Here is a 24,444-nt window from a genome sequence, read left to right as displayed (position 1 = left end):
GGCAGGTAGAGGCACAGGACCGAGCCGAAGGTCCCGACCACCGCGCAGGCATGTTCCGCCTACCACCTGGCCGCGGGACTTTCGCCCCTGGTCCGCCCGGCTCGCCGGGCGCACTGTGGGACTGAAACCCCCGGGTATAAGGAGGTGGCGTCATGGCAGGCACGATCACCAGGCATCCCGCTCGGCCGCGATGGAAGGCCTGGAACGCTCTGACCCTCTGGATCCTGCGTACGCCGGGACTGGAGCGGCTGGCCGAGCGCCAAGTGTGCGAACTGCGGTTCCGTGCCCGCCGCAGCGGCCGCGACATCGTGCTGCCGGTGATGTACGCGCAGGACGACGGCACGGTGGTGGTCCTTGTCGGCGGCGCGGACCGCAAGGTGTGGTGGCACAACTTCAGCCGCCCGCACCGTGTGGGCCTTCTGCTGCGGGGCATGACCCGCGGCGGAACCGGGCACGTCGTCGCCGCCGGATCGCCCGAGCGGGCGGACGCGGCCCGGATCTACAACGACCGGTTCCCGGATCTGGCGGTCGAGGACGACCCGATGATCGTGATCAGGCTTGATCCGGAGACTCGTCAACCGGGCGGGACTTCCTGAAGGTCCGTGTTCGCCGTCGAGTCGAAGCGGGGCGTGGGCACCACGACCACTGGGCAGTGCGCCTGCCGGACGCAGCCTTCGCTGACCGAACCCAGCGTCGCTTGGTGCAGGTGGCCGTGGCCGTGGCTGCCGACCACGAGCAGATCGGCGTCGCGGGAGGCCTCCGCCAGCTTGTATGCGGGCTTGCCCGTGACGGCCTCCGTGGCGATCGGGGTCTCCTCGAACTGGCCGCGGACACCCTCGAGGGCCTTCGCGAGCACGCCCTCCGCGCGACGCAGTTCGCCGTCCGAGCCGAGTCCTGCCGGCAGCGCCGCCTCGGTCCCGGGCCGGTCGCAGACCATGATCGCCTGGACCGAGCCGTTGCGATGATGAGCCTCGCCGACCGCCCAGAGCAGGGCTCTCAGGCTGCCTTCCGAGCCGTCGACGCCGACCACGATGCGATAGGTCGTCATGCCGTCAGCCTGGATGATCAAAGGTGCCCTGAGCAGGGCCGAAAGACCTGTCTGCGACGGACCCACGACCCGTGCCCCGGTGGCCGCGGGGTCTCTACGGTGAAGTCATGAACGCACAGCTCGGAGACCGTTTGATCCTCGAAGGTACGCACGTGGGAGACCGGCGGCGCATCGGCGTAGTGGTGGAGCTGCGTCACCCGGACGGCAGCCCGCCCTACCTCGTGCGCTGGCTTGACGACGGGCACGAGGGGCTGGTCTTCCCCGGTTCCGACGCCCGTATCGAACATCCGGACGAAGGACGTCCTGCGGCCTGAGGCCGGCCCGCGGCGGGAGGTGGATCCGATGTCGCGCCCGGCAACGGACATGAGCGGCCGCCGGGCGGCACCGCCGAGCGACACCGGCTCGGCGCCCGCCGTGCGGGGTCTGGCCGGTCTGCTGGTGTTCCTCGGGTTCAGCGCCGCTGGCGGTGGCATCGCGATGCTCGCCGACCTGCACGGCGGCCGGTATCTGCCGTCTCGGTGGCTCGACGGGCTGCCGTTGATCGACACGTTCCTGGCGCCGTCCCTGGTGCTGCTGGCCGGGTTCGGAGCCGGATCGCTTCTCACCGCGTACGGTGTGCTCCGGCGGCCCGTCTGGCGGTGGGCGCGGCCTGTGGAGCGGTGGACCCGCCACCACTGGTCCTGGGCGGCCGTCCAAGCCCTGGGCGCCGGGCAACTCGTCTGGATAGGCCTGGAGCTGATCTACCTACCCGACCTGTCCTGGCTCCAAGCGGCGTACGGGACGACGGGACTCGCGCTGCTCCTGCTGCCGTGGACCGGACCCGTCCGCCGCCGCCTGCGGACGGGGATGACCGTGCCCGGCTTGCCGCGTGCGGCGACCGGCGCATGATTCCGATCAGGGCTTGACGCGATCGACGCCGGACGACGCTACGATGCGAACTCCGACGCGACCCGAAGACACCCGAAGACGCCATGAGTTTTGATCTGTACGTCTGGTACGAGCCCCAGCCGATCACCGCCGCCGCCGCGCGGTCCAAACTGGACCGTTGGTACGCGGGCGACACCGAGGCGTTCCCGCCCCATCCCGGTGTACGCGCGGTGCACACGGCCCTGCTCGGCCGCTTTCCGGCGCTGGAGGATCTGCCCGGGGCGCAGGCCGACGTGTCCGGCGTCTGGAGCATGACCCCGGTCGCCTCGGACACGCTGCTGATCCTGTCGACGGTGTGGCCGCGGGCGGACGAGGTCGAGCGGGCGACCCTGGAACTCGCGATGGCCTATGGGCTGGTGTGCTACGAGCCGGGCTTCGACGTGCTGCATCCGAACGCGCCCGGCTACAGCGCGGCGTTCACGCTCACCGGGGCGGCCCTGCCGACCGTGCCGGAGCCCGACGACCACCGCCTCGACTGGGCCGTACGCCGGCTGCGCCCGGACCGGTTCTACCTGGTCCTGGAGCGTGACGACGGCTGGTACGCGCAGATCGGCGTGGGTCCGGCGGTCGGCGTGGCGGCCGGGGTCTACGTCCTCGAATGCCGTGAGGGCACGGCGGAGCGCCACGTACGCGCCGAGACCCAGGACGTGACGGCGGCGGTCGCCTTCCTGCGCGACTTCCGCGCCGGCCGGCCCGATTGGCGCATCCGGCATGTGTGGCGGCGATTGGAGCTGTAAGGGCATGATCGCCGGATGGACCACGAGAGCCGGACAGACCACGAGAGCCGGATGAACTGGGACGACCGGGTGACCGTCTGGGACGACCGCCTCACTCCCGCTGAGCGGGCCGCCCTCGCGCCCGGTCGGCCCGAAGCACTGGACCGCAGCCCGGATGTGCTGATCGTGGGCGGCGGCGTGGTCGGCCTCGCGATCGCCATCGCCTGCCGGCGGGCCGGGCTCGGCCGGGTCACCGTCGTCGAGCGGGCGCCGCGGCTCGCATACGGCGCTTCGGGCGCGAACGGCGGCGCGATCGCGCCCGACATGCACCTGCTCACCGACAGCCCCGAGTTCGTCGCGTTCGGACGGTCGAGCCGGGAGCTCTACCGCCGATGGGATGCCGAATGGGACGGCGCCCTCGGCCTGTGGCCCACGCGCTGGCTCAACATCTTCCCGCCCGGCGCCGCGCCGCACGTCTCCCGGCAGGCTCCGGGCGCCGCGATCACCGCGGCGGCCGCCTTCACCGAGCTCGACCCGTCAGCTGTACGCGAGCTCGAACCGGACGTACGCGTACCCGACGGCGGCACGGCACTGCTGGTCGACGGCCAGCTGGGCGTGAATCCGCAGCGGCTGTCGGCCGCCCTGGCGAGCCGGGCCGGACAGGTGATCACCGGCGTACGCGTCCTCGGCGTCGCCGCGGACGGCTCGGTCGACACCTCCGACGGCCGGTTCACGCCGGGCGCTGTCGTCTTCGCGACCGGGCTGGTCCCGCGCCCGTGGGCGGACGGCGTACGCCAGCGGTGGGCGAAGGGGCACATGGCCTCGGTGGCACCCGGACCGTGGCGGCTCGGCAGCGTCCTCGCCGGCCCGGTCGGCGGCGGCACACCCCTCGCGGACGGCTCCGTCGTCTGCGGCGGGACCTTCGACGAGGACACCACGACCGAGGTGCGCCCCGAACTCTCCGACGGCCTGGCCGCCGACCTGGTACGCGTACTGCCGGCGGCGGCCGGTGCGCGGGTCTCACACCGGTGGTGCTGCCTGCGGCCCTGGATCGAGGGCCGTCAGCCGGTGATCGACCGGCTGCCGGGACTCGACAACGGCTGGTTCGCGGGCGGGCACTTCACCACCGGGGTGATGATGGCGGCCGCCACGGGAGCCGCGGTCGCCGACTGGATCGGCGGCTCGGCTGTCCCGGCCGGCATCGAGACCTTCACCCTGCCCGTCGGCTGAGGTCAGGCCGCCTTGGTCACCGGGCCCATCCTGCCGGCCGGCGGAGGTCAGGCCGCCTTGCGGTACCGGGCCGTCGGCTGCGGCCGGATCGGCAGCGGGTGCACGGTCGCCAGCGGGCCGTCCTCCTCCAGCCGCATCCGCCAGCCCGGCCGCTCGCGCCGCCGCGGCGGGTCCACGTCGGTGAACCGCGGCCGGCCGAGCACGACGAGCAGGGCGTACCCGGCGACCAGCAGGATGTGCGAGAGGATCCGGCTCGTGTCGACCGTGCCGGTGAGCGCGTCGTTGACCGTCAGCAGCGTGAGCACCAGCACGAACGCGGTCAGCATCGGCAGTACGCCGGCCGGGCGGGAACGCCGCCACGCGACCCAGGCGAAGGCGGCCCCGACGGCGACGTTCCAGGCCGCCGACTCGTGCCACAGGTGATCGGCGCCGGTGCCCGACAGCAGCGTGCCGTGCAGGTGGGTCGCGCCCGCGTTGGCGCTGATCTGCGCCACGCCGAGCAGGAACTGGGCGAGACCGAGCAGGCCGAGGGCGTACCGCAGGGTGAGCGCGAGATGGCGGCGCGGGCGGGGCGCGGCGGTGAGAATGGCGGCGATGCGCTCGTCGCCCAGGTCGGCGTCACCATGATCCGCGGCGAGCATGAGGTCGAGACCCTGCGCGGTGTCCAGCCACGCGGCGCAGGCCGCACAGCCGCCCAGATGCTCGTCGGCGCGGGCCAGCTCCTCCTCGGCGGCCTCGCCGTCGAGCCGGGCCGACAGGATGTCGCGGGTCTCGTCGCATTGCATGTACCTATGGTCTCCGACACGGGCACGGAAGTTCCAGCGTGTGACCGCGAGGATGACGCGGCCGCGGTGCCCGAACCCCGCCCCGGCCGGCCCGGTACATTCGAACCCATGCCGACCGCCAGCAACGCCGAGATCACCGAGTACGCGCTGGCGGCCCGCACCGGCGACCGGGAGGCGGCCGACAGCTTCGTCCGGCTGACCCAGGCGCGCCTGCTGCGCTACGTCGCGATCCTGGTCGGGCCCGGTGACGCCGACGACGTGACCCAGGACACCTACATCCGCGCGATGCGGGCGCTGCCGTCGTTCGAGGGGCGCTCGTCGGCCTGGACCTGGCTGCTCGCGATCGCCCGGCACACCGCCGCCGACCACATCCGTACGCTGACCCGCCGCCCCCGCGTCGCCGACGTCGAGGACTGGGTGGAGGTCGCGTCCAGCCGGCACCACCGGCGCTTCGACGACCACCACGCGGTCTGGGACCTGGTGGCGGCGCTGACCCCGCCCGAACGGCGCGAGGCGTTCGTGCTCACGCAGGTGTTCGGCCTGAGCTACGAGGAGGCCGCTCAGGTCTGCGAGTGCCCGGTCGGCACGATCCGCTCCCGCGTGGCCCGCGCCCGCGAAGACCTGGTAGCCCAGCTCACCGAAACCCAGCCCGTACGCCGCCTCCGCGCCGTATAGCCACGGCCAGGCAGACCGCACCGTAGCCACGGCCAGGCAGACCGCACTGCCGTCACGGCCAGGCACACCGCACTGCCGTCACGGCCAGGCAGACCGCACTGTTATCACGGCCAGGCAGACCTCACTGTTGTCACGGCCAGATGGGACCCGCACTCGGCCGCGACGTCCGGCAGTGCAAGATCCGCAAGCGCGAAGCGTTTGAGGATCTTGTGCTGCCGGACGTCGCATAAGGGCCGAGTGCCCTCGTCTCGCCCGAAGGGCGAACGGGCAGCAACCTTTCCCCCGACCACCGGGGGAAGCAACCACCGAGGGCAGCAACCACCGAGGGCAGCAACCACCCACGGTTGAAGATGGAGCCCCGCTAGGGATTGACCACCACACCCCCGAAAGTGACGACCAGGTGGCCGTCGGACGCGAAGGACCAGCCGATCGCGCCCGAGTAGGACGCGCACCGGGACCCGTTGGTGCCGCTCCAGAACTGGTTGGAGCTGTCGACGTCACCGATGGTCCGGTCGTTGGTGCCGCTGCTGCTGCGGCACGACGTGTTGGTCCGGAACACCGAGGTACCGGCGTCGAACGAGAAGTTGCGCTCGCTGTTGTCGATGCTCACGTTGTTCGAGATCGTCATCGAGCCCGGGTTGCTGTTGTAGGTGAACCCGTGCTTCCCGTTGTGGTACGCGATGTCGTGCCGCACGATGTGGTTCACCGCGATGTCCTCGCCGCCGAGCTTGTAGCCGTTGCGGTCGCCCGCGCCGGCCTGGCCGCCGTTGGACAGCGTGCCGTTGTTGTAGGACAGCGAGTACTCGATGGTCACCGGGCTGATCGGGCCGGTGTCCGGCTTGGTGTACAGGTCCCAGCCGTCGTCGATGTTGTTGTGCGACACGTCGTAGCGGAACACGTTGCCCGCCCCGACCGTCAGCTTCGCCGCGAACCCGTCGGCGTCCTCGCCGTCGGAGTCGGCGTTGTCGTGCGACTCCGCGCTGAGGATGAGGTTGTTGGCCGGCCACTGGCTCTGCGGCGTGTCCGACGCGATCCGGGACAGCTGCAGTCCGGTGTCGTGGTTGAACCGCGTCACCGTACGCTCGATGATGTTGTTGCTGCCGCCGACGAAGATCCCGTTGTCGCCGGCGTACTCCACGACGATGCCGTAGACGTGCCAGTAGTTGCCGTTCACGGCGAGCCCGCGGTTGGCGGAGTCCTCCACCATCGCCGAGAAGTTGAGCACCGGGGTCTCACCCGCGTACGCCGAAAGGGTCTTGCGGGCGCTCGACGTGCCGCTGTTGGCCGGGGCGATGGTCACGGTCTGGCTGAGGTTGTAGGTGCCGCCGCGCAGGTAGATCGTGCCGCCGGCGGCGATCCGGCCCAGCGCGGAGACCAGCGTGGTCGGCGCGGAGATGGTTCCGGCCGCCGCGTCGGTGCCGTTCGGCGCCACGTAGAGCGTCCCGCTCGGATTGGGCGAGCTGCTCGGACTCGGCGAAGCGCTCGGCGAGGCGCTGGGAGGCGCGCTGGGGGAGGCGCTGCGTGAGGGAGAGGCGGACGCGCTGGGCGACGGCCCGGCGCTGTCGGTGACCACCACGTCGTCGAAGCGCGCGCTGGCGTTGAACGTCGCCACGCCGACCTGCCCGGCGGAGAACTGGGTGTCGGTCGCGGTGAGCGCGGTCCCGCCGTTGACGTTGCCGCTGATCGTGCTGCCCGAGACGGTCAGGCTCAGCGTGTACGAGGAGTTGGTCGTGAAGGTGACCGACGCCGTCGCCAGCGTGGTCGAGGAGCCGCTGACCAGCTTCTTCAGCTCGACCGTGTTGTTGCTGCGCAGGGCGAGATAGTAATAGCTGGTGCTCGACTGGACGCGGGCCAGCAGGGCGACGAAGCGGTTGCTGCCGTTGACCGCGGTCGGCTTCACCTTGGCCGTGACGGTGTAGTTCGTCCAGCTCGTGCTGCCCGCTCGGGCACGGGCGTCCGAGCTGGTCCCGCCCTGCTGATACGCGCCGGTCCCGTCGGTCACCACCGACCAGGTGCCGCCGGAGGTGGTCCAGCCCGCCGCGTCGCCGTCGTTGAAGTCGTCGCTGAACAGGGTGGCCGCTGAGGCGGGCGAGGAAAGCCCGATCACCAGCAGCGCGACCGGGGCGAGCGCGGCTGCTGCCGCCAGCAGGCCCCGCCGCCTGTTCGTCGTTCGGATCATAGATCTGCCTCCCGGGCGCCGGCCGATACGAGATCGACACATGTGCGAAACCCACTGTCCGGGTCAGCGTAGGAAAGCGCTTTCCGAGAATCAATGATTTCCATTTGCAGGTTTGTTGCACCCGGCTCCCTGCGCGTCGATCCAGTACATCTGTTCAAGATCTCCTGTGGGTCGGTCCCAGGCCGTCCAGTCCTCGACCGAAGTCCGTCATGCGAGAACGATCTTCCACTCAGTGGGCGAAGGCCGTCGATTTCTTGATCGTTCGCGGCTGAGGCGTAAATCCGACCCGATCTGCATGATCAATTACGCGCCAGGTGTAGGCAAAGCCGGTCAGCGCGTTCAGAAACCGTCAACGATCATGCGCAGACCCGCCAGATTCACACCTCGGCCGTAAACGATCACCCCGTTGGCGATGTGCCCAGCGCGCAGACTGGACAGTCGCGACAAAAGCTGACCTGGGCTGGGGTGAAGCCGAACGGGGCTCGGGTGAAACGGTGACCGGACCGTGGTGAAGGATGCGTCGCCCCAGAAACCTGGCAGTGGAGTCCCCGGAGCGCAGCGATAGGGGCGGAACGGTCTCCCGCGGGAGGAGCGGAGGTGAGATCGACGAACCCGGGCCAGAAAAGGCCTTAAAAGGATCTTGATCAGAGGCCCCCAGAAGGTTGTCCGGAGCGCCGGGGCACTTTCGAACAACCTCCCGGATTGGTTGCGTGGCGGTCGACCGACTCGACTACCCGAAGGACGAGCATGAAGAAGTTCTCCCAGTGGGCCACCATCGCGCTGATCACTGCGACGGCCGTCTTCTCCGGCGGCGTTCCGGCGATGGCGGCCGGCGATCCGCCGTACTGCGCGACGTTCAGCGACGGCAATCTCTATTGCACGGCCCTCCCCGGACACATCTACGAAGAGATCAACGTGGACGGCGGCCGGCTGGAGGATTTCTGGGTCGGTACGGCCACGACCCGGACGACCTCCGGCTACGTCTACCACCGCTGGCAGACGGCGACCGGTGCGTGGACGTCGCCGGCCAAGCTGGGCACGCTGGCGGCCAAGAACGGCATCTGCGTCACCTACAACGACGACGGCCGGCTCGAACTGTTCATGCAAGGCCCGCAGAACGAGGTGGAGCACATCTGGCAGAAGACGCCCGGCGGCGGCTGGAGCGGCTTCGCGTCCCTCGGCGGCGGCCTGTCGTCGACCAGCGGCGTGTACTGCGCGTCGTTGTCGTTCCCGTCGACGCAGCCGCCCGCCACCCTGTTCAAGATCGGCATCGTGGTCTACGGCACCGACTCGGCGTGGCACTACAAGCGGCAGCAGGCGATCAACTGCTGCTGGCCGGACGCCTGGAGCTGACACCCGCCGTCACGGCGTCCCGGCTGTCACCGCTCAGCCGCAGCTCAGCCGCGGTTCAGCCGCGCGGCCCCGTCCGCATCCGGCGAGGCGGCCGGCGTGAGGCCCGGTCCCGGGTGCGGGTCGCGCGGCGGTGCGTGATCGGCGCGACGTGGCGTTGCTGCGGACGCGTCACCGGGGCGGTCGGCGCGTCGGCGTCGGGCGGGAGCGCCCGCGGGGCATGGTGCCGTCCCGGGCGCCCGAAGCCGAACAGGCTGCCGAGGGCGGCCGGGAACCGGGCCACGGTGGCGGCGAGACGGCCGGGAAGGTGGCGCAGGGCGGCGAGCATGCGGTGAATGACGACTCCCAGAGGTGCCCGGAGTGGTGGGGACACCTGCCAAGTCTGCGAAGCGCGAGCCCCGGCTGGTAGCGGTGGTGAGGTGACTCACCCCGGCGGGCGTCATGATCGTCCGTTCGGCCCACCGCGCCCGGCCCCGCGTGCCGAAGAGCACGCGGGGCGCGCGACGTCCCGAACTCACCACGCGGCGGACGCGGGGGCGCGCTCAGAAGAGCGGGATACCGGCGACCTTGCAGCGTTCCTGCATCTCCCGCCAGGCTTTGCCGAAGTCGTCGCCGGATCGCGCCTTGAGCACGTCCGTCAGCGCGTCGGCGCAGCTGCCGAGCTGTTCGGCCTTGCCCGCGTCGCCGGTCCGCGCCTTCTGCGCCTCGGCCGTCGCGGCGGCGACCTGCGCCTGGAGCTCCTGGATCTGCCGCTGCTGGTCGGCGATCTGGGCGGTGAGCTGGTTCTGCTTGCGCCGCGCGTCGTCGCCGGCCGACACGGTGTGCGCGGTCAGCCCGAGCAGGGCCAGGACCAGGATCACCACCAGCGTGACCAGGATCGGCACGGCGGCGCTGCGCGGCGGCCGCTGGTACGGGATCGCCGTCGCGGGATATTCGGGCCGGCCGGCCTGCTGATAGGGCGGTACGGTGGCGCGGCCGTGGATGAGCGTGGGTTCCTCGTCCGAGGACGGCGGCAGTGGCGCGGTCGGATCGGTGGACATGCGGTCTATCTCCCCAGGAATGAGCTCGCTGATGCACTCGGCATCCGAGTGTGCAACCTCTCCGCCACCCCGCTACCCGGATGCGCGGCGCGGGCGGATGCGATCTACTGTGCCGATGGTTGATCTTCGAGATGTGACGGTTCGCTGGGTCGCCGGCTGGGCCGCGGCGCGTACGCTGCCCGGACCCGAGGATCTCGGTGACGGGTTGCTGGTGCACTGCCGGCAGCCCGGCCGGGAGTACGAGATCTTCTCCGGGCGGGCGGACGAGGATCCCGCCACGGTGGACCGGCTCGCCGCCCGCGTCCTCGCCACGCCCGAGCCGACCTGGCTGACCGTGGCGACCCACCATCCGCAGGACGTGCTGGCCGCGTACGGCCGGGCGGGTCTGTCGGTGCTGAAGACCTCCGAGCAGCTGATGACGATCGACCTGCGCGAGCATCCCCGCTTCCCGGTGCCCGAGCCCTACCGGCTGGTCACCGTGGCCGGCGACGCCACGGTCTCCGTCGAACTGCACGATCCCGCCGGTGAGATCGCCGCCCGGGGCGCCGTCGGGCTGTCCGGCGCCGACGCCGTCATGGACCGGATCCTCACCTGGCCCGAGCATCGCCGCCGGGGGCTGGGCAACGCCGTCATGAGCGCGCTCGCCGACGCCGCCGCCGAGCGGGGCGCCGAGCGCGCCATCCTCATCGCCAGCGAGGAAGGCCAGCTCCTGTACGCCCGGCTCGGCTGGACCGCCACCGCGGACGTGCTGATCGCCGCGGCACCGGGCAGCGCTTATCCGGAGTGAGTCGCGTACCCGCAGGGAGCTAGGCGGGCAGGCGGGCGGCGCGTACGGCCGGGATGACCAGGCAGGCGGCGGCCGCGACGAGTTCCAGGGCGCCGCTGGCGGCGATGGCCGGCACCAGGCCCCACCGGTCGGCCAGAACCCCGCTGAGCGCCATGGCCAGCGGCGTCAGGCCCAGCGAGGCGAGCGCGTTCACGCTCGACACCCGTCCCCGGTACGCGTCGTCGGTGTGCGACTGGGTCAGCGAGGACAGCAGGATGCCGGCCGGTGCGGTGGTGAGACCGGCGACGAACGTGGCGACCGCGGCCAGCGGCAGGCTGCCGGTGACCGCCGGGACGACGACGGCCACACCCTGTACCGCGAACGACACGGCGATGATCGGACCGACGAAGCGCGACGGCCGGCGGCGCAGCATGACCAGCCCGGACAGGATCGCGCCCGCCCCGAACCCCGACAGCAGTACGCCGATCCCGGTCGCGCCCCAGCCGGCGTGCTGCGAGGCGAGGGCCAGGCCGACGTTCATCGGTCCGACGAAGCCGATGTTGGCGATCAGGCCGATGAGCAGGACGCCGCGCAGCGTACGGTGCCCGGCGATGTAGCGCAGCCCGGCACCCAGGGACGCCCAGTGGCCGGCCTTCTGGGTTTCCTTGGCCTCTTCGGCTGCCCGCGGGCTCAGGGACCGCAGGGCCAGCACCGACACGAGGAACGTCGCCGCGTTGACGACCAGCGCGGTCGCCAGCCCGCCCGTCGCCACCAGTACGCCGCCCAGCGGCGCGCCGAGCGTCAGCGCCAGCCGGTTCACCGTCGTGACCGTGGCGTTGCCCTGCGCGTACTGGCTGGGCTGCAGCAGGCGTGGTTGGAGTGCGCCGGCGGCGGGCAGGAAGACGGCATCGGCGGTGCCGAAGACGAGCGCGACCACGACGAGCAGCGCGATGCTCGGCCGGCCGAGGGCGAACGCTGCGGCGACCAGGCAGACGGCACCGCGGCCGAGGTCGCTGCGGATCATCAGGCGGCGCGGGTCGCGGCGGTCGACCAGGACGCCGCCGAAGAGCATGAGGGCCAGCCGGGGCAGGGCGCTGACGGCCAGCAGGAAGCCGGCGACGCCGGGGGAGGCGACCTGCACGGCGGCCCAGGACAGCGCGACGTACCAGACCTGGTCGCCGAGGACCGAGACGGCCTGGCCGGCCGCGTAGCGGCGGAACTGCGGAACCCGGTACGCCGGCGGGGTCGCGGCGGCGAGGGTGGCGGTGGTCATCTGCTGTGCCTCTCGGTGATCGGGGACGCTGGGGACTCAGGGGCGTTCGGGGCTCAGGGATGTTCGGGGCTCAGGGCGGTCAGGGCTCAGGGGCGTTCGGGGAAGGAGTGGTGGAAGAGGAAGACGTTCTCGCGACCGTCGCCGAGCGGCAGGTCGCGGGTGCGCGCCGCGTAGGCCTGGACGATCGCCAGCAGTTCCCGGTTGAGCGCGGCCAGTTCCTCCGCGGTCAGCCGCAGGAACGAGTCGCTGCTCATGGCCGCCTGCTGCCAGGCGAGCGGCCACTCCGTACGGGTGCGCTCGTATCCGCGCAGCCGCTCGAACTCGTCGATCACCATCTGCGCCTTGGCCGCCGAGGCGACCGCCGCGCCTTCGGGGCCCTCGAACTCCAGGTTGGACCAGGACACAGCCCCCGGTATCAGCCGCCACCACCGCTCTCGGCGATCCCTGGCCAGCTCCGGAACATCTTCGACGAACCCTCGTTTGGCCAGCTCGCGCAGGTGGTAGCTGGTCTGGCCGGGATCGGTGCCGAGCCGGCGGGAAAGGTCGCCACCGGTGGCCGGCCCGATCTGGGCGAGCAGCCGGTAGATCTTCTGCCGGACGGGCTGGGCGAGTCCCTTGAGGACGTCCGGGTCGCTGATGCGGCGGGTCATGCACCGACTTTAGGAAGAACTCCAGGGAAGGACAATATTCCTACTGGATCTTATCCCTGTCGATATAATGAGGGCGGCCGGAACGGCGGTCAGGAAGAGCGGCGACGGAAGCGGCGCATGAGCATCGCCCACACGCCCATTCCCACCCCGACGTCCCCGGTCATCGCCCCGGCCGTCGTTCCCGCGCGCAGCGCCGTGGCGCAGTCCGGGCACACCTCGCGTCCGGTGAGCGTCTTCTGGAAGGGCGTACGCACCCGGCGACCGCAGTCCGGGCACAGCCGCGAGGACAGTGCCATAGAGTCGGAGGGTAGCCGGGCCGCGCTCGGCGTGATCGTGACCGCGAGCGCGCGCCCACCCGCACGAGTGAACGGAGTCACCGATGGAGTACCGGACGCTGGGCCGGACCGGCTTCGCCGTATCCGAGATCGGCTACGGCGCGTGGGGCATCGGCGGCAGCATGTGGATCGGCGCGGCCGAGGACGAGTCCGTGCGCGCCCTGCACCGCGCGATCGACCTGGGCGTGAACTTCATCGACACCGCCCGCGGCTACGGCGAGAGCGAGCGCATCGTGGGCGCGGTCGTCCGCGAGCGGGCGGGGGAGCGGATCTACGTGGCGACCAAGGTACCGCCGAAGAACCTGATCTGGCCGGCGCCGGGCGGGCTCGACCCCGCCGTCACCTTCCCCGGCGAGCACATCCGGGCCAGCCTGGAGACCAGCCTGCGGGCGTCCGGGCTGGACGCGTTCGACGTGCTGCAGTTCCACGTCTGGAGCGACGAGTGGGTCGGCCGCGGCGACTGGCTGGAGACGGTCGACGACCTCAAGCGCGAGGGCAAGATCCGCGCTTTCGGCGTATCGATCAACGATTATGAGCCGGCCAACGCGATCGAGCTGATCCGCACCGGCGCGGTCGACACCGTGCAGGTCATCTACAACGTCTTCCACCAGGAGCCCGCCGAGGCCCTGCTGCCCGCCTGCGCCGAGCACAACGTCGGCGTCATCGTGCGGGTCGCGCTCGACGAGGGCGGACTGACCGGCCGGGTCGACGCCTCGACCGTGTTCCCCGAAGGCGACTTCCGGGAGCGGTACTTCGCGGGCGAGCGCCGGGCCGAGGTCGGCCGCCGGGCTCAGGCGATCGTCGACGACCTCGGTATCGAGCCCGACGGGCTGGCCGGTGTCGCCCTGCGCTACACCCTCGCGGATCCGGCCGTGTCCACCGTGATCCCGGGGATGCGTACGGTGCGGAATGTGGAGCGCAACGTGGCGGTCAGCGACGGCGTACGCCTGACCGACAAGGCGGTCGGGCAGCTGGCCGGGCACCGCTGGGAGCGGAACTTCTACCAGCCCTGAGCCTGGCCGGCCTGAGTCCGGTCAGCGGGATTCGACGGCGGCGCGTACGTCCAGCAGCTGGCGCGCCGCCTCGTCACGGCCGGACGCGTTGCCGAACAGCACGACGCCGAGACTGCCGTGATCCATCCAGCCGCAGGCGACACCGGGCCGGTCGGGGACCGCCTTCGACCGGACGTTGCGGCAGAGCGCCGTGCCGCCCAGCTCGCCGGCGTCCACCTCGACGATGTCGCCGAGGTCGTCGAACTGTCCCGACCAGGCTTCCAGCTCGGCGTGGAGATCGCGGTCCGGCCGCAGGACGAAGCCCACCGAGGCGAACACCAGGAGGAACCGGTCGTCGCCCTGGTAGCCGCTCATGAAGAACGAGGAGCTCCCGGCGGGCCCGAAGAAGTCGGGCGGGAACTGGCGAACGAATGCCTGCGTGACGGCATCGGACTTGGGCATGCCCAGGACCGTCTGCGGCTCGCGGATGTGCGCCGGGTACTGCCGCAGGATCTCGACGGCGAACCAGGCCGCGGCCATGGCCACCACGACCGCCACCGTGCCGACCGCCCAGAGGAACCGCCGTACGCCGGTCGGCAGCGCCGATCGCCGAGGGGTGGCGGGAAGGGGGCGGGTGTCCACTGCGTACACGCGGGTGATCGTAGAACCGGGGACCGTCCGGGGTCTATCGGGCGGGCAGCCGAGGTCAGCGGGCTATGGCTCGTCGGCGACGAGTTCCACCTCGAATCCGTCCTCGTTCTCCAGGTAGGCGGCGTAGTGCTCGGGCCCGCCGGCGTACGGGTGGCGGTCGGGGAAGAGCAGACGCCAGCCGTGGTCGGTGCCATCGGCCACCAGAGAGTCCACAGTGTCCCGTTCTCCGGCGTGGAACGCGAGATGGTTCAGCCCTGGCCGGCGGCGGTCGTGGTCGGTGGCGGACAGCGCGGGCGACTGCTCCACCACGAGATACGTCGGTCCGAGCCGCCAGCTGCGCCCGCCGGGCCAGTTCTGGAACTCCGTGTAGCCCAGGCGTTCGAGGAGCCAGCCCCAGCTGCGTACGGCGCGGTCGAGGTCGGGTACCCAGAGTTCGACGTGGTGCACCGTCACAGGTGCGCCTCCAGGTCCGTACGCGTGAGCGCGGCCCGCAGTTCCAGCCCTTCGGCGGCCAGGTTCTCGCGGCCGCCCTGCTCGCGGTCGATCGAGCAGACGACCGTGTCCACGACGGCGCCTTCGGAGCGCAGCAGCGCGCACGACGCCAGCAGCGCACCGCCGGTGGTGACGACGTCCTCGATCACGGTGACGCGCAGTCCGCGTACCGGGCCGCCCTCGGCCGCCTTCATCGTCCCGTAGGCCTTGGCCTGCTTGCGGACGAACACCGCGGGCAAGCCGGTGAGCTGCGACATCACGGTGGCGATCGGGATGCCGCCCAGTTCCATCCCGGCCAGGACGTCACCCTCCGGCAGCAGCGTCACCATCGCCTCGGCCACGTCGCGCAGCAGCGCGGGCTGCCCCTCGAACAGATACTTGTCGAAGTACTCCGCGCTCGTCTGTCCAGATCGGAGGGTAAAGGTCCCGGTGAGGTGGCAGGCGTCGTAGACCCGTCGGGCGAGATCGATCATGAGGTCACTGTAGCGGCCGCCATGACCAGCTCCGCGTTGATCCGCGCCCCGGCCCACGCACCCGCGGCCGCCGCCGCTCCCACCTGCGCCGACGGGTCGGTGACGTTGCCCGCCGCGTACACGCCGGGGACGGGGGTCTGGCCGGCCTGATCGGTGGGCAGGTGATCGCCCGCCCCGCTCGGGTGCTCCACGGGCCGCAACCCCAGCGGCGCAAGGAAATCCGCTCGCACCCGCATCCGGGGCGCCACCACGACCGCCTCGCGCGCCACCAGCGCGCCGTCCGCCAGTCGCAGGCCGCCGGCTTCGAGCCCGGTCACCCTTCCCTCCTTCACCTGTACGCCGACCGCGGCCAGCTGTCCCGCCTGACCGGGTGCGAGGTCCCGGTCATCGGTGAAGTAGACGACGTCGTCGCTCAGCTGCCGGAACAGCAGTGCCTGGTGCACCGACATCGGCCCCGTCGCCAGTACGCCGATCGCCTGGTCGCGTACCTCCCAGCCGTGGCAGTAGGGGCAGTGGACGACGTCGTGACCCCATCGTTCGCGCAGCCCCGGCAGGTCGGGCAGGTCGTCGACGAGGCCGGTCGCGACCAGGATCCGCCGGGCCCGCACGGTACGCCCGTCGGCCAGCGCGACGACGAAACCGGCACCGGATCCGTCACCGTCGCGGTGGACGGCGTCGACGGCGGCGCGCACGACGTGGCCGCCGTATCGGCGTACCTCGCCGCGGCCGGTGGCCAGCAGTTCGGCGGGCTTGATCCCGTCGTGGCCCAGCAGCCCGTGCACGCCGTCGGCCGGGGCGTTGCGCGGCTCCCCGGCGTCCAGGACCACCACCGTACGCCGCGACCGGGCGAGCATCAGCGCGCCGTTCAGGCCGGCCGCGCCGCCCCCGACGACCACGACCTCGTACGCGTCTTCCAGGTGATCGCTCAGTGTCTCAGTGCCTGTATCGGTGCTTGTCTCCATGCGTCGACCATGCGCCGGTCGGCGGAGGACCGGCAAAGTCTGTTGCCGTTCTGGCAAACTCGACCGTATGGATCCGCAGATCGACCAGGCGCTCGACGCCGTCGGCCCCCGGCTGCGTACGCTGCGCCGCCAGCGTGAGACGACCCTCGCCGAGCTGTCGGCGGCCACCGGGATCTCGGTGAGCACGCTGTCGCGGCTGGAGTCGGGCGCCCGGCGGCCGACGCTGGAACTGCTCCTGCCGCTGGCCAAGGCACACGGCGTCACCCTGGACGAACTCGTGGACGCCCCGCTGACCGGTGACCCGCGCATCCATCTGCGCCCGCTGGCCGGGTACGGGATGACGATCCTGCCGTTGACGCGGCGGCCCGGCGGCATCCAGGCGTACAAGATGGTGATCGAGGCGAAGAGCCCGCGCCGCAGCCCGGAGCTCAAGACCCACGAGGGCTTCGAGTGGCTCTACGTGCTCAACGGCCGGCTGCGGCTGATGCTGGGCGAGAACGACCTGATCCTGGAGCCGGGCGAGGCCGCGGAGTTCGACACGCGGGTGCCGCACTGGTTCGGGGCGGCGGACGACGGCGCGGTGGAGTTCCTCAGCCTGTTCGGCCGCCAGGGCGAGCGCGCCCACGTCCGGGTGCGCCCGAAGACCAAGCCCTGACCGCTGCCAAGTCCTGACCGTCGGCGAGTCCGGACAGTCGCCAAGTCCGGACAGTTTTTGAGTGGCCGGTACTCACGCGCCGGGTGCCGCCGGCTTCCATCATGGTCGACATGCGTACTTCCCTCGCCCTGGCCTGCGGCCTCTCCCTGATCCTCGGACTGTCGGCGTGCGGCCCCGACGCCGGCCCGACCACCCCGGCGGCGGCGCCCGCGAGCAGCGCGCGTACCGCGGGCGGCACCGGCACCTCCGGCGGCGGATCGGGCATCGAAGGCGGCGTCGTGGCCATCGACCTCGTACTCACCGGCGGGCTGAACGAGACCATCAAGAAGACGGCCGGAACGTGCTCGTACGACGAGCAGAGCGCCTACTTCGCCTTCACGTCGAAGGAGGTCGGCGCGAAGTCGGACTTCGACCTGCGGGTGGATCTCGGCAGCATGCCGACGCTGGCGGTGCACGCGGGCGGCGACTCCTACACGGCGCTCAAGGCCGGGAGCAAGGGGACGTTCGCCCCGGCGCTGCCGAAGATCACCTTCGACGTCGACGCGCCGAACTTCTCCGGCGGCAAGCTCCACGTCAAAGGCACGATGACCTGCCAGAAGTAGGGCTCACCGCGGCGGCCGGAGGTACTCGATCGCGGCGAAGATGTCGTCGATCGGCCGGTCCAGGCTGGTGTCGGCGATGACCAGCGGCGTACCGAACTGGGCGACCCTTTTGCGGACGTCGCCGCGCAGCCACGGCCGGACCTGGTGGAGGACCTGGTCCGGCCGCGCCGGCACGACCAGGACCACCGGCCGCGTCCCCGTGCCGACGGGCAGCTCGCCCCACCGGACGTCGGAGACCTCGCTCCAGGGCAGGGACGGTCCCATGAGCGGGAACGCGATCCCCTCGTTCGTCACCCTCAGCGCCGGTACGCGAAACAGCGTGCTGGCGAGGACGGGATAGGCGAGCAGGAGAGCGAACGCCAGGACCCCGACGGCGGCGATGATGAAGAGCCCGCCCCGGTAGAGCGTGTACGCCGCCGCCGCGACCATGGCGAACAGGAAGGCCAGGTAGGCGGGGTTCGGGCGGACGCGGACGAGCAACGGCATCGTGACCTCAGCGGTAGTGGGAGCGGACGGCGGGCTGGCCGGTGTAGTTGGGGCCGGCATGGTCGTCGGCGCCCAGGTACGCGAAGGGGAACACGACCTCGCGCCGGCCGGTGAGGGTGATCCGACGTTTTCGGGCGTCGTACTGGAAACCGTTGCGGCGCAACGACGACAGTAGGGTGCGCCGGTCGAGGGCGATGCCGTCGAGGTCGCAGTCCGCGACGAAGGTCCCGTCGTCGGTGAGCCAGGAGGCCGCGCGGCGCAACGCTTCCAGCTTGTCGCCGACGTAGTGCAGCCCGTGCACGCAGGTGATCAGGTCGAACCGCCGGCCGGGATCCCAGGTCGTCCACTCGGCGCACACGTACGCGACCCCGGCCGCGTCCGGTGCGGCGAAGTGGTCGACGAGGTCCACGCCGACGAGGGTGATCCCGTTGTCCGGCAACGCCTCGGCGGCCTGCCGCAGCGCGTGCCCGGCCCCGCAGCACAGGTCGAGCCAGGCCGCGCCGGGCCGCGTACGCAGGAAGGCGGACGGGTCGAAGCCGAGCTCGCGGGCGTAGCTGTTGGGGCCGGACAGCCGGCGCTCGCGGTTCATGGCGTTGTTGGCGACCACCGCGGACCGGGTGAGCGCCTCGGTGTCCAGGAGATCCACCCGGACAGTCTGCCGCACGGCGACTGCACGGCAACCCAGAGCGGGCACTTCGGCGTTTGGTGCGTATGTTGCGTACTCCACGGATGGTGATCGCCCTCGCCGCGGCAATGATGCTGGCGGCCTGTGGCACGGGGAAGCCTTCCGCCGCACCGAGCCCGTCCGGGCCGGTGGCGGGTCAAGTGAACTGTCCAGACCAGACGACCGGCGCGAAGCCGGTGCATTTCGGCACCGATCTGCGGGCCGATCTCTACGGGCTCGTGTTCGGTACCGGCAAGACCGGCGTCGTCATCTCCCACATGAACGGCGGCGACGTCTGCCAGGGCACCCCGTTCGGCAAGGAGCTGGCGCAGGCCGGCTACCGGGTGCTCGTGTTCGACTTCGCCGGGTTCGGGGTGTCGAGCGCGGCCGCCGGGGTGACCTACGCCGACCAGGTGAAGGCCGCCGCCGCGGCGCTGCGGGCCGACGGCGCCACGAGCATCGTGCTGCTCGGCGGGTCGATGGGGGCCACCGCGACGCTCGCGGCCGCACCCGGCATCACGCCGCCGCCCGCGGCGGTCGTCGCGCTCAGCCCGCCGCTCCTCTTCAGCAATGACAACGCCGAGGCCGGTGCGGCCAAACTGAGCATGCCCGTCCTGTACGCGGCCGGCGCGCTGGAGTCCGAGTACCCTGAGAACATCGCGAAGCTCGCCGCCGAGACGCCGAAGAACGTGCCGCACCAGACCGTTCTCGGCGAGGCCTCGCTCAACCACGGCCTGTACCTCACCGATCCGGCGATCGGCGTACCCGGGGTGCGGACGGCGGTCGAGGACTTCCTCAAGAAGTACGCGCCGGCGTCCTGAATCCGAACGGCGTCTGAATCCGAACGGGGTATTCATGTCCACCGTGGAGATCACCGTCGCGCTGCCCGGCGTCCCGGCCGGCCGGGTGATCGGGGCGTTCACCGATCCCGCTCTCGTCCGGCAGTGGTGGGGCGCGGAGCTGACGACGGACGGGACCGCGTACACGGCGTACTTCCCGGCCCTCGGCCAGACGATGACCGGCGCGGTGCTGCGGCACGAACCCGACCGGTTCTCGTTCAGCTGGGCCTGGGAGCACGAGCCGGACCTGCCGACCCGCCGGGTGGACCTGTACGCCGACGGCTCCGCGCTGCACCTCTCCCACGGGCCGTACGCCGACGGCGGCACCGAGGCCGAGGACCGGGCGTCGCACGAGGCGGGGTGGGCGTACTTCCTGCCCCGCCTCTCGGCACTCCTCACCGCCTCCTGACGGGGGATACGACCTCCTGGCGGGGTATACGACAGAGGATGTCGTGATCTCCTGCCAGGATGTACGCATGGCGCAGTACGGACCGCACCGCTGGTCGGCGGGTTATCACGACAATGGGCAGAACGACCGTCTCCGGGGGCACGAGTTCCTGGTGAACGACCTCGCCGGGGCGCGGTTCGTCGACTGCGACCTCGGCGGGGTCACGATCGTCGACTCGCACCTGGTCGACGTCAGCATCTCGGGCCACGTCGAAGGGCTCGTCGTCAACGGGGTCGACGTGACCGCGTACGTGGCGGCGGAACTGGACCGGCGTCATCCGGAGCGGGTGCAGCTGCGGGAGATCCGCTCCTCGGACGGCTTCCGGGCCATGTGGGACACGGTCGAGCGGCTGTGGGCCGGGACCGTCGAGCGGGCCGGGCGGCTGCCGGCGGCCGCGCTGGACGAGCGCGTCGGCGGCGAATGGTCGTTCGTCGAGACGCAGCGCCACCTGATCTTCATCACCGACTCGTGGGCGAGCCGGACGATCCTCGGCGAACCGAACCCGTTTCATCCCTGGGCACTGCCGCAGACCGCGTACGCGCCGGGCGACGCGGCCGCGCTCGGCATGGACCTCGGCGCCCGTCCGCCCCTCGCGGACGTTCTGGCCGTGCGGGCCGGCCGGACGGCGGTCGTCCGCGCCATCGTGGACGGCCTGAGCGACGCCGACCTCGGCCGTCCGTGCGCATCACCGCCGGCGCCGGGTTACCCGAAGGAGGACCGGATCGTCGCGGAATGCCTCGCCGTCGTCATGGAGGAGGAGATCGAGCACCACCGCTTCGCCGTGCGGGACCTCACCCTCCTCGAAACCCGCCTCGAAACCCGCCTCGAAACCCGCCGCGCGTCGGAGAGCTGACGGGCCGTCCGAATATCCCATGGGCGGAGTTGATTCCTCATGGGACAGTGGATCCGGCGTCTTCTCCAGGGCTTCGGATGGTGGAACGTATGCGGCGACCGTGGCACACCGTCCTCCTCCCGGCGGCGGTCGGACTGCTGGCCGCCCTGGGCCTGGCCGGCACCGGCAAGGCGGCCGCGTCCGCGCAGTCCGCGCAGGTGGTGACGTTCAGTACCACCTACACCGCCGCCGTACGCGGTCCCGGCGGCGACCCCGAGGTCTTCACGGCCGGCTGCCAGGACGGCGTCCTGCTCGGCGGCGGCATGGACGGTGCCGGGGACGCCCCGCTGCACGTCGTGCTCAGCTATCCGGCCGACGCCGACGGCATCCCGGTCACCGACGGCGAGACCGCGGCGCGGTGGGCGATCGGCGTACAGAACGCGGGGACCGCGCCGGTGCAGTTCCAGGTGGTGGCCGTCTGCCTGACCGGGACCTCGGCGCGCTCGACCGTCCGGTCCAAGGTGTCCGACCCGGCCGGGTCCGACGTCACGCTCGCCGTCTCGTGCCCCGCGTCGGCGGCGCGTACCGGGGGCGGATACTGGTTCGTCTGGCCGACCGGGTCCGCGCCGACGGCGGTCGCCGACTACCCGACGGGCCAGCGCACCTGGACCGTGCAACTGGCGAACCTCAAGCCGGTGCTGCGCGCGTACACCGTCGGGCAGGCGGCAAGACCGGCGAAGGCGCTGGAGTCCGCATCGGTGTTCGCCGTCTGCGTCACCGGAACCGGCCCCGTGGTGACGGGCGAGCCGGGCGCGCTCGACTTCGACGCCCTCCCGGCGGCCTGCCCGTCGAGCGACGGCGTCTTCGCACCCCAGTGCACCAGCCACGCCGCCGTCGACCAGACCTGCGCCGGCGGGCGCGTACCGGCGGGCGGCGGCTGGCGGTACGCCACCGGCACGCCGCCGTCGAGCTTCGGGTTCACCTCGATGCACGCCCGCACCGAGGGCAGCTACCGGATCGAGGCGCACGTGGCGACCGACGACCGCAACAGCTTCGCGCTGCAGGCGTACGCGATCTGCCTCAAAGCCGACCTCCCGGCGCAGAGCAAGGCCGCGCCGCCGAAACGGCCGCCGTCCTCGGCCGCCGCGCAGGCGGCTGCGGCCGAGCCGAAGGACTACTCCGGCATCACCGGCGCCGTGTGCCTCGCCGCGGTCGCGGTCGGCGGCCTGTTCCTGCTCGCGCGCCGCCGTCAGCCCCGGCTCGCGGGACCCGCCACGGCCACCGTCCGTCCCCAGGCGGCGGACGTGCGGCACGACACCACCGGCGTTCTCCAGGTCGTGGTACGCGCGCAGCGGCAGGCGTACCGGAACAAGGACTATCGGGAGCAGGCATGACGACGATCCGTGACGTGATCTTCGGCAGCGACCTCGGCGCCTGGGGACTCGCCGCCGAGCAGGCGACCACGCAGCTCGCGGCGAGCGGCGCGGTGCCCGCGCTGTCCGGGTACACGCAGTCGCAGGTGGCGCGGGCGGCGCTCGGCCGGCTGAGCGAGGTGCTGAACTTCGAGGTCAGCGGCGTTCTCGTCGGCGGCCTGGGCCTGGGCACGGCGCTGCGCAAGGCGGCGCGCGAGACGGCGGCCTCGCCCGGCAGCTACCGCCAGGTACGCCTGCGCACCATTACGATCCCGTGGGACCGCGAGTCCGATGTGGACGTTCTGATCGACCGCAAGACGGTGTGCTCGCTGACGTTCGTGGTCCACCTGGAGATCGAACTGGCCGCGCTGGCGGCGATCGTCCGCGGCGGCCGGATCACCGACCTGTCCGCCGGGTCCGGCACCCTGCGCGCCCAGCTGTCGGCCCGCAGCACGAAGCCGATCAGGGTCGAGGTGCCGCTCGGCGGCGCGGCGAAGGACTTCGACCCGAAGGCAGAGATACCTTTGCCCGCCAACGGAATCCCGCTGACCTAACCCGCGAAGCGCCGTTCCTGTTCGGCCGCCCGGTACGCCTGCGCCGCGGCGGCCTGCTTGACGACGTATCCGGCCAGCAGCTTCGGCATCGTCACCTCGATCAGCTCGTCGACGCTCGTGCCCCCGGGGACTTCGCGCAGTTCGACGCGGGAGTGCAGGCGTACGCCCGCGGGGCTGTCGACCGCCTGGACCACGACGCCGGCCGCGCGATCGGCCCGCAGGGTGACCTTGATGTGGTTGTCCCAGACGGGCAGGCCCGCGAGCCGGAAGCGTTCGACGGCGACGTAGCGCACGGCGTCACCGTCGTCGCGGACGTCGTAGACGCGGGTGACGAACTGCGTCATGCCGACGTACGACTCAGGGGTGGCGAGGTGGGCGAAGACGTCGTCCCGCGACGCCGCCACGGTCCAGGTGCGTCGCATCTGCGCGGATGCCATGCATGCCTCCCATGATGATCGCGACATCGTAGTGCCGGGAGAGGCGTACCGGTGGGACTGGCGCGGCCGGTGGGACAGATTCGTCGACCGGATCTAGGGTCGGGTCATGGACGAGACGATCGTGCGGCTGGGCGAGGTCCTGATCTGCGCCGAGACCGTGGGTGACCCGGCTGATCCCGCCATCCTCCTCATCGGCGGCGCCGCCGCGTCGATGGACTGGTGGCATGCGGACTTCTGCGGCCGTCTCGCGGCCGGTGGCCGGTACGTCGTCCGCTACGACCACCGCGACACCGGACGGTCCGAGACCTACCCGCCGGGCGAGCCGGGCTACCGCGCCGCGGACCTGGAGTCGGATGCCGTCGGCCTCGTGTCCGCGCTGGCGGGAGGCCGGGCCCATCTTGTCGGCATCTCCATGGGTGGTGGTCTCGCCCAGTCCATCGGCGTACGCCGTCCGTCGGCGGTCGCCTCGCTCACGTTGATCGCGACGAGCCCGATCTCGCGGCGGCGGTCCACGGAACCGTTGCCGCCCATGGCGGCACACGTCGCGGCGGCCTTCGCCCGGCCGGCCGCCGAGCCCGACTGGACGGACCGGGAAGCCGTGATCGACCATTTTCTCGCGCAGGAGGAGCTGTACGCGGGGGAGGGCTTCGACCCCGGGCAGACGCGGGAGATCGCCGAGCGGGTCTTCGAACGGTCGAGGAACCTGGCCAGCGCCGGGAATCACTGGCTGGTCATCGGCGAGGACGACGGCGGTTCCCCGGATCTCGCCGGCCTCACCGCGCCGGCTCTGGTCGTCCACGGTGACGCCGATCCGCTCTTTCCCGCGGCCCACGGGCGGGCGCTCGCGGCGGAGATCCCGGGCGCGGAACTGTTGCCGGTCAAGGGAATGGGGCACCAGGTCCCACCACGGTCCACATGGGACAAGGTGGTTCCCGCCATCCTCCGCCGTACGGCCTGAGGACGACGCGTAC

The 24,444-nt window shown here is 71.6% G+C and carries 32 protein-coding genes; 17 read left to right on the top strand and 15 right to left on the bottom strand.

Features of this window, described 5'->3' with window-relative positions; all coding sequences use genetic code 11:
• Window positions 1–152: 152 nt before the first annotated feature.
• Window positions 153–596 carry a PNPOx family protein gene (locus G401_RS53165; RefSeq protein ID WP_051366997.1) on the top strand — a complete coding sequence of 148 codons (444 nt, stop codon included), beginning with the start codon at window positions 153–155 and terminating at the stop codon, window positions 594–596.
• On the opposite strand, the gene G401_RS47615 is transcribed toward G401_RS53165, so the two are convergent.
• Complete coding sequence (locus G401_RS47615; protein ID WP_051366996.1) at window positions 575–1,048, bottom strand: universal stress protein; 474 nt, start codon at window positions 1,046–1,048, stop codon at window positions 575–577. The genes G401_RS53165 and G401_RS47615 overlap by 22 nt on opposite strands.
• A gap of 107 nt (window positions 1,049–1,155) precedes the next feature.
• Between G401_RS47615 and G401_RS0122695 the strand changes: the two genes are divergently transcribed.
• From G401_RS0122695 to G401_RS0122680, 4 genes are all read left to right on the top strand, one after another.
• Complete coding sequence (locus G401_RS0122695) at window positions 1,156–1,362, top strand: DUF1918 domain-containing protein (RefSeq protein WP_027344312.1); 207 nt, start codon at window positions 1,156–1,158, stop codon at window positions 1,360–1,362.
• 28 nt (window positions 1,363–1,390) lie between these two features.
• A complete protein-coding gene (locus G401_RS0122690) occupies window positions 1,391–1,936 on the top strand; it encodes a hypothetical protein (RefSeq protein ID WP_157546144.1) in 546 nt (181 codons plus the stop codon).
• An 83-nt stretch (window positions 1,937–2,019) separates the two neighbouring features.
• The gene (locus G401_RS0122685; protein ID WP_027344310.1) at window positions 2,020–2,712 is read left to right on the top strand and encodes a hypothetical protein; all 693 of its coding nucleotides are present in this window, start codon (window positions 2,020–2,022) and stop codon (window positions 2,710–2,712) included.
• A gap of 15 nt (window positions 2,713–2,727) precedes the next feature.
• A complete protein-coding gene (locus tag G401_RS0122680; protein ID WP_027344309.1) occupies window positions 2,728–3,921 on the top strand; it encodes an NAD(P)/FAD-dependent oxidoreductase in 1,194 nt (397 codons plus the stop codon).
• A gap of 47 nt (window positions 3,922–3,968) precedes the next feature.
• On the opposite strand, the gene G401_RS0122675 is transcribed toward G401_RS0122680, so the two are convergent.
• Window positions 3,969–4,706, bottom strand: a complete 738-nt coding sequence (locus G401_RS0122675) for a zf-HC2 domain-containing protein (protein ID WP_027344308.1) — start codon at window positions 4,704–4,706, stop codon at window positions 3,969–3,971.
• 108 nt (window positions 4,707–4,814) lie between these two features.
• Here G401_RS0122675 and G401_RS0122670 point away from each other — a divergent pair, with 108 nt between their 5' ends.
• A complete protein-coding gene (locus G401_RS0122670) occupies window positions 4,815–5,381 on the top strand; it encodes a sigma-70 family RNA polymerase sigma factor (protein ID WP_027344307.1) in 567 nt (188 codons plus the stop codon).
• Window positions 5,382–5,742: 361 nt separating this feature from the next.
• Here G401_RS0122670 and G401_RS0122665 read toward each other — a convergent pair whose 3' ends face one another.
• Window positions 5,743–7,560 carry a cellulose-binding protein gene (locus G401_RS0122665; RefSeq protein WP_027344306.1) on the bottom strand — a complete coding sequence of 606 codons (1,818 nt, stop codon included), beginning with the start codon at window positions 7,558–7,560 and terminating at the stop codon, window positions 5,743–5,745.
• A 747-nt stretch (window positions 7,561–8,307) separates the two neighbouring features.
• Here G401_RS0122665 and G401_RS0122660 point away from each other — a divergent pair.
• The gene (locus G401_RS0122660; RefSeq protein ID WP_027344305.1) at window positions 8,308–8,913 is read left to right on the top strand and encodes a hypothetical protein; all 606 of its coding nucleotides are present in this window, start codon (window positions 8,308–8,310) and stop codon (window positions 8,911–8,913) included.
• A gap of 55 nt (window positions 8,914–8,968) precedes the next feature.
• Here the strand turns inward: G401_RS0122660 and G401_RS0122655 are convergent, their stop codons facing one another.
• Together G401_RS0122655 and G401_RS0122650 are read right to left on the bottom strand one after the other, a co-directional pair.
• The gene (locus tag G401_RS0122655; protein ID WP_157546141.1) at window positions 8,969–9,283 is read right to left on the bottom strand and encodes a hypothetical protein; all 315 of its coding nucleotides are present in this window, start codon (window positions 9,281–9,283) and stop codon (window positions 8,969–8,971) included.
• Window positions 9,284–9,452: 169 nt separating this feature from the next.
• Window positions 9,453–9,950, bottom strand: a complete 498-nt coding sequence (locus tag G401_RS0122650) for a hypothetical protein (protein WP_027344303.1) — start codon at window positions 9,948–9,950, stop codon at window positions 9,453–9,455.
• Between the two features lie 133 nt (window positions 9,951–10,083).
• Here G401_RS0122650 and G401_RS0122645 point away from each other — a divergent pair, with 133 nt between their 5' ends.
• Complete coding sequence (locus G401_RS0122645) at window positions 10,084–10,737, top strand: GNAT family N-acetyltransferase (protein ID WP_211240808.1); 654 nt, start codon at window positions 10,084–10,086, stop codon at window positions 10,735–10,737.
• Between the two features lie 19 nt (window positions 10,738–10,756).
• Here the strand turns inward: G401_RS0122645 and G401_RS0122640 are convergent, their stop codons facing one another.
• From G401_RS0122640 to G401_RS0122630, 3 genes are all read right to left on the bottom strand, one after another.
• Complete coding sequence (locus tag G401_RS0122640; RefSeq protein ID WP_027344301.1) at window positions 10,757–11,989, bottom strand: MFS transporter; 1,233 nt, start codon at window positions 11,987–11,989, stop codon at window positions 10,757–10,759.
• 86 nt (window positions 11,990–12,075) lie between these two features.
• The gene (locus tag G401_RS0122635; protein ID WP_027344300.1) at window positions 12,076–12,639 is read right to left on the bottom strand and encodes an ArsR/SmtB family transcription factor; all 564 of its coding nucleotides are present in this window, start codon (window positions 12,637–12,639) and stop codon (window positions 12,076–12,078) included.
• Window positions 12,640–12,728: 89 nt separating this feature from the next.
• Window positions 12,729–12,935 carry a hypothetical protein gene (locus G401_RS0122630; RefSeq protein WP_027344299.1) on the bottom strand — a complete coding sequence of 69 codons (207 nt, stop codon included), beginning with the start codon at window positions 12,933–12,935 and terminating at the stop codon, window positions 12,729–12,731.
• Between the two features lie 83 nt (window positions 12,936–13,018).
• Here G401_RS0122630 and G401_RS0122625 point away from each other — a divergent pair, with 83 nt between their 5' ends.
• The gene (locus tag G401_RS0122625; protein ID WP_027344298.1) at window positions 13,019–13,987 is read left to right on the top strand and encodes an aldo/keto reductase; all 969 of its coding nucleotides are present in this window, start codon (window positions 13,019–13,021) and stop codon (window positions 13,985–13,987) included.
• A 21-nt stretch (window positions 13,988–14,008) separates the two neighbouring features.
• Here G401_RS0122625 and G401_RS0122620 read toward each other — a convergent pair whose 3' ends face one another.
• The 4 genes from G401_RS0122620 to G401_RS0122605 all read right to left on the bottom strand — a co-directional run bounded on the left by G401_RS0122620 (window position 14,009) and on the right by G401_RS0122605 (window position 16,511).
• The gene (locus tag G401_RS0122620; protein ID WP_157546138.1) at window positions 14,009–14,617 is read right to left on the bottom strand and encodes a hypothetical protein; all 609 of its coding nucleotides are present in this window, start codon (window positions 14,615–14,617) and stop codon (window positions 14,009–14,011) included.
• 63 nt (window positions 14,618–14,680) lie between these two features.
• Window positions 14,681–15,070, bottom strand: coding sequence for a VOC family protein (locus tag G401_RS0122615; RefSeq protein ID WP_027344296.1), 390 nt, complete (start codon window positions 15,068–15,070; stop codon window positions 14,681–14,683).
• Window positions 15,067–15,582, bottom strand: coding sequence for an orotate phosphoribosyltransferase (gene pyrE / locus G401_RS0122610; RefSeq protein WP_027344295.1), 516 nt, complete (start codon window positions 15,580–15,582; stop codon window positions 15,067–15,069). The genes G401_RS0122615 and pyrE overlap by 4 nt, the downstream gene beginning before the upstream one ends.
• Entirely contained in the window at window positions 15,579–16,511 is a 933-nt protein-coding gene (locus tag G401_RS0122605; protein ID WP_211240818.1) for an NAD(P)/FAD-dependent oxidoreductase, read from the bottom strand. The genes pyrE and G401_RS0122605 overlap by 4 nt, the downstream gene beginning before the upstream one ends.
• A gap of 100 nt (window positions 16,512–16,611) precedes the next feature.
• Here G401_RS0122605 and G401_RS0122600 point away from each other — a divergent pair, with 100 nt between their 5' ends.
• On the top strand, window positions 16,612–17,199 hold the full coding sequence (locus tag G401_RS0122600; RefSeq protein WP_027344293.1) for a helix-turn-helix domain-containing protein: 588 nt from the start codon (window positions 16,612–16,614) through the stop codon (window positions 17,197–17,199).
• 110 nt (window positions 17,200–17,309) lie between these two features.
• A complete protein-coding gene (locus tag G401_RS0122595) occupies window positions 17,310–17,801 on the top strand; it encodes a hypothetical protein (protein WP_157546135.1) in 492 nt (163 codons plus the stop codon).
• 3 nt (window positions 17,802–17,804) lie between these two features.
• Here the strand turns inward: G401_RS0122595 and G401_RS0122590 are convergent, their stop codons facing one another.
• Window positions 17,805–18,287 (bottom strand): hypothetical protein, encoded by a 483-nt coding sequence (locus G401_RS0122590; protein ID WP_027344291.1) that lies wholly within the window; start codon window positions 18,285–18,287, stop codon window positions 17,805–17,807.
• Between the two features lie 7 nt (window positions 18,288–18,294).
• Complete coding sequence (locus tag G401_RS0122585) at window positions 18,295–18,933, bottom strand: class I SAM-dependent methyltransferase (RefSeq protein ID WP_245601809.1); 639 nt, start codon at window positions 18,931–18,933, stop codon at window positions 18,295–18,297.
• 179 nt (window positions 18,934–19,112) lie between these two features.
• On the opposite strand from G401_RS0122585, the gene G401_RS53160 reads away from it, so the two are divergent.
• From G401_RS53160 to G401_RS0122560, 5 genes are all read left to right on the top strand, one after another.
• Window positions 19,113–19,772, top strand: coding sequence for an alpha/beta hydrolase (locus tag G401_RS53160; protein ID WP_169734237.1), 660 nt, complete (start codon window positions 19,113–19,115; stop codon window positions 19,770–19,772).
• 34 nt (window positions 19,773–19,806) lie between these two features.
• Window positions 19,807–20,199 carry an SRPBCC family protein gene (locus G401_RS0122575; RefSeq protein ID WP_027344289.1) on the top strand — a complete coding sequence of 131 codons (393 nt, stop codon included), beginning with the start codon at window positions 19,807–19,809 and terminating at the stop codon, window positions 20,197–20,199.
• 67 nt (window positions 20,200–20,266) lie between these two features.
• On the top strand, window positions 20,267–21,091 hold the full coding sequence (locus G401_RS47605) for a DinB family protein (RefSeq protein ID WP_051366994.1): 825 nt from the start codon (window positions 20,267–20,269) through the stop codon (window positions 21,089–21,091).
• Window positions 21,092–21,180: 89 nt separating this feature from the next.
• Window positions 21,181–22,464 (top strand): hypothetical protein, encoded by a 1,284-nt coding sequence (locus G401_RS53155; protein ID WP_027344288.1) that lies wholly within the window; start codon window positions 21,181–21,183, stop codon window positions 22,462–22,464.
• Window positions 22,461–23,036, top strand: coding sequence for a hypothetical protein (locus tag G401_RS0122560; protein WP_027344287.1), 576 nt, complete (start codon window positions 22,461–22,463; stop codon window positions 23,034–23,036). Before G401_RS53155 ends, G401_RS0122560 begins: the two co-directional genes overlap by 4 nt.
• Here G401_RS0122560 and G401_RS47585 read toward each other — a convergent pair.
• A complete protein-coding gene (locus G401_RS47585; protein ID WP_157546132.1) occupies window positions 23,033–23,473 on the bottom strand; it encodes an SRPBCC family protein in 441 nt (146 codons plus the stop codon). The two genes, G401_RS0122560 and G401_RS47585, sit on opposite strands and share 4 nt — an antisense overlap.
• Before the next feature lie 106 nt (window positions 23,474–23,579).
• Between G401_RS47585 and G401_RS0122550 the strand changes: the two genes are divergently transcribed.
• Entirely contained in the window at window positions 23,580–24,431 is an 852-nt protein-coding gene (locus G401_RS0122550; protein WP_027344286.1) for an alpha/beta fold hydrolase, read from the top strand.
• Window positions 24,432–24,444: the final 13 nt, after the last annotated feature.

It is taken from the genome of Hamadaea tsunoensis DSM 44101, from assembly GCF_000428945.1.
GTDB lineage: Bacteria > Actinomycetota > Actinomycetes > Mycobacteriales > Micromonosporaceae > Hamadaea > Hamadaea tsunoensis.
Note: the sequence above shows the minus strand (reverse complement) of the source record. Positions and strands in the feature narration are given on the sequence as shown.

Coding starts and splice junctions, on each gene's coding strand:
- G401_RS0122575 (WP_027344289.1), top strand. CDS start 19,807: ATGTCCACCGTGGAGATCACCGTCGCGCTGCCCGGCGTCCCGGCCGGC.
- G401_RS0122675 (WP_027344308.1), bottom strand. CDS start 4,706: ATGCAATGCGACGAGACCCGCGACATCCTGTCGGCCCGGCTCGACGGC.
- G401_RS0122670 (WP_027344307.1), top strand. CDS start 4,815: ATGCCGACCGCCAGCAACGCCGAGATCACCGAGTACGCGCTGGCGGCC.
- G401_RS47605 (WP_051366994.1), top strand. CDS start 20,267: ATGGCGCAGTACGGACCGCACCGCTGGTCGGCGGGTTATCACGACAAT.
- G401_RS0122630 (WP_027344299.1), bottom strand. CDS start 12,935: ATGGCACTGTCCTCGCGGCTGTGCCCGGACTGCGGTCGCCGGGTGCGT.
- G401_RS0122640 (WP_027344301.1), bottom strand. CDS start 11,989: ATGACCACCGCCACCCTCGCCGCCGCGACCCCGCCGGCGTACCGGGTT.
- G401_RS0122660 (WP_027344305.1), top strand. CDS start 8,308: ATGAAGAAGTTCTCCCAGTGGGCCACCATCGCGCTGATCACTGCGACG.
- pyrE (WP_027344295.1), bottom strand. CDS start 15,582: ATGATCGATCTCGCCCGACGGGTCTACGACGCCTGCCACCTCACCGGG.
- G401_RS0122685 (WP_027344310.1), top strand. CDS start 2,020: ATGAGTTTTGATCTGTACGTCTGGTACGAGCCCCAGCCGATCACCGCC.
- G401_RS47585 (WP_157546132.1), bottom strand. CDS start 23,473: ATGGCATCCGCGCAGATGCGACGCACCTGGACCGTGGCGGCGTCGCGG.
- G401_RS0122560 (WP_027344287.1), top strand. CDS start 22,461: ATGACGACGATCCGTGACGTGATCTTCGGCAGCGACCTCGGCGCCTGG.
- G401_RS53155 (WP_027344288.1), top strand. CDS start 21,181: ATGCGGCGACCGTGGCACACCGTCCTCCTCCCGGCGGCGGTCGGACTG.
- G401_RS0122590 (WP_027344291.1), bottom strand. CDS start 18,287: ATGCCGTTGCTCGTCCGCGTCCGCCCGAACCCCGCCTACCTGGCCTTC.
- G401_RS0122690 (WP_157546144.1), top strand. CDS start 1,391: ATGTCGCGCCCGGCAACGGACATGAGCGGCCGCCGGGCGGCACCGCCG.
- G401_RS0122680 (WP_027344309.1), top strand. CDS start 2,728: ATGGACCACGAGAGCCGGACAGACCACGAGAGCCGGATGAACTGGGAC.
- G401_RS0122650 (WP_027344303.1), bottom strand. CDS start 9,950: ATGTCCACCGATCCGACCGCGCCACTGCCGCCGTCCTCGGACGAGGAA.
- G401_RS0122550 (WP_027344286.1), top strand. CDS start 23,580: ATGGACGAGACGATCGTGCGGCTGGGCGAGGTCCTGATCTGCGCCGAG.
- G401_RS0122665 (WP_027344306.1), bottom strand. CDS start 7,560: ATGATCCGAACGACGAACAGGCGGCGGGGCCTGCTGGCGGCAGCAGCC.
- G401_RS0122600 (WP_027344293.1), top strand. CDS start 16,612: ATGGATCCGCAGATCGACCAGGCGCTCGACGCCGTCGGCCCCCGGCTG.
- G401_RS0122635 (WP_027344300.1), bottom strand. CDS start 12,639: ATGACCCGCCGCATCAGCGACCCGGACGTCCTCAAGGGACTCGCCCAG.
- G401_RS0122695 (WP_027344312.1), top strand. CDS start 1,156: ATGAACGCACAGCTCGGAGACCGTTTGATCCTCGAAGGTACGCACGTG.
- G401_RS0122595 (WP_157546135.1), top strand. CDS start 17,310: ATGCGTACTTCCCTCGCCCTGGCCTGCGGCCTCTCCCTGATCCTCGGA.
- G401_RS47615 (WP_051366996.1), bottom strand. CDS start 1,048: ATGACGACCTATCGCATCGTGGTCGGCGTCGACGGCTCGGAAGGCAGC.
- G401_RS0122625 (WP_027344298.1), top strand. CDS start 13,019: ATGGAGTACCGGACGCTGGGCCGGACCGGCTTCGCCGTATCCGAGATC.
- G401_RS53165 (WP_051366997.1), top strand. CDS start 153: ATGGCAGGCACGATCACCAGGCATCCCGCTCGGCCGCGATGGAAGGCC.